The 2064-nt window shown below is 39.1% G+C and carries 1 protein-coding gene; it reads right to left on the bottom strand.

Annotated elements, in window-relative coordinates; all coding sequences use genetic code 11:
- Window positions 1–761: 761 nt before the first annotated feature.
- On the bottom strand, window positions 762–2009 hold the full coding sequence (locus AC52RT_RS05715; RefSeq protein WP_495539849.1) for an ABC transporter permease: 1248 nt from the start codon (window positions 2007–2009) through the stop codon (window positions 762–764).
- Between the last annotated feature and the right edge of the window lie 55 nt (window positions 2010–2064).

The following is a 2064-nucleotide window of genomic DNA, read 5'->3' on the forward strand; positions in this document are numbered from 1 at the left end:
AAGTAACACTCTAGCTAATATTCTATCACAAAGGGAACATGCTTTCCCATGGTATCGACGCTTTTCTTCGATTCCAGCTTTTCAAAAACAGGACTTTTCTTATCGAGCGTTGGGTCTCACCAATAGGATTTCAAATCAGTGTAGATGGATCCGGGTTTCTTTAGAAAAAAAGACTATCAAGAGTTTCTTGATAGTCTTAGACTGTAGACAAACTTGATGGAAATCTAGCTTCTCTACTTTTTTAGTTTTTAAAATGGGGCTGTTGACTTCCGTTCCAGGCGCTTCGCTTTCCGTGGGCGGACGGTGAGCCGCTTCAATGCTTACGCTCCTGCTGGTCTCACCTGTCCCGCTGTTCCCGCAGGAGTTTTCAAACCAACACTCCAATCAACTGTCTTTCTAAATTTAATTTGGAAGTAAAATTTGGCGGTTGAAAGGAAATACGTGCTACCTGAGAACAGATTTAAGAGAAGATAAATTAAGATCGAGAAAATTACGAAAATCCTTCTCCAACAGATCCGTTCGGAGTGCACAATTAACCCTGAGAGCAATACCAGAAACGATTACATATACAGCGTAAACGCTTTGTAAAAGATGAACGAACAAAACAGTATTAGTGACTGAGCTGCTTCGATAAGCAGGAAAATTTTCATGAAATGTGTTTGAACTGTAAAAGAGGTTCGAAATGACACCATTTCGAACCTCTTTTATCTAAAAACTGAGACTATCAAGAGTTTCTTGACAGTCATCCTATGGAAACATCCTTACGAATGCTTTGACATCTTCAGTGCTTCTTTAATATCTTTAAATGATTTTGAACTTCCATACATGAGAACTCCCCCGCGATAGATACGAGCACCGATGATGGCTAAAAGACCTATCGTACCCAGAAGAATCAGGATACTCGTAAGAACTTGCCAAAACGGTACATCAAGCATCCCTACTCGAAGGAACATAATCATGGGACTAAAAAAGGGAATAAATGACGTGACCGTCACATAGCCTGCTCCTGGATTAGAAAGACCAGACATCGCAATAAGGAAGGCGATAACGATGAGCGTCGTCATAGGCATAATCATGGACTGAACGTCCTCCACTCGGCTGACGATTGATCCAAGACATGCCGCAAGTGTTGCATACAGCAAATAACCGAGTAACACGAATATCACTGCATACACAAGTATTGAAGGCTGAATACTTCCAAATCCAAAAACGGAGAAAAACCCATCATTCAATTCTGCAAGATTTTGTTTCACTGTCACATACCCAACTCCTAAAAAAAGCAGAATCTGGGTGAAATTTAATAAGGCGACCCCCAGTATTTTAGCAAACATCTGCTGTATGGGGGGAATGCTTGAAATTAATATCTCCATTACTCGTGAAGACTTTTCTGTAGCCACCTCTGTTGCAATCATACTAGAATACATCAAAACACTAAAATAGATAACAAACAACAGGATATAAACCAGTCCACGTGCTTGGTTCAAATCTTCTTCTGTTTTTGCACTTTCTTTCAGTGCAACGGTTTCAAAAACAGCTGGCGCATTTAATGCTTCAATTTGCTCATCAGTTAAATTGAGTTCAGTTTTTACCTTCTGCAGTTTTAACTGGTTTAGCGCTGCAGATAAGCCTGCACTTACCTCCGTATTAGATATTTCATTAGCTTTATAGACTCCCATTACTTCTCCGTTACTGCCTTCACTTATAAGAAGGTAACCGATTATTTCTTCATCGGCAACCTGCTTTTCTGCTTCTTTTTCATTTGGAACCGCTTGAACTGTCAGTTCCTTATTCATTGTTTCTGCCGTATTCTTGAAAAGTTCGAAATAAGCACCCGTCTTATCGACTACAGCTACTTTCTCTTTTTCATTATCATCAAAGTAATCAATTATCTTCGTTACATTGGACAGACCGAAGATTAACACTAACATGACTGCAGTTGTAATAATGAAGGATTTTGATTTTATCTTTGTTAAATAGGTATGTGCAAAGACAATCCAAAATTTATTCATAACTTGCACCTACTTTCTCAATGAAAATATCATTAAGTGAGGGCTCTTCCAGCTC

The organism is Peribacillus sp. (genome assembly GCF_059453735.1).

Bases quoted from the DNA above. Each gene is read 5' to 3' on its own strand.
- AC52RT_RS05715 (WP_495539849.1), bottom strand. From the start codon at position 2,009: ATGAATAAATTTTGGATTGTCTTTGCACATACCTATTTAACAAAGATA.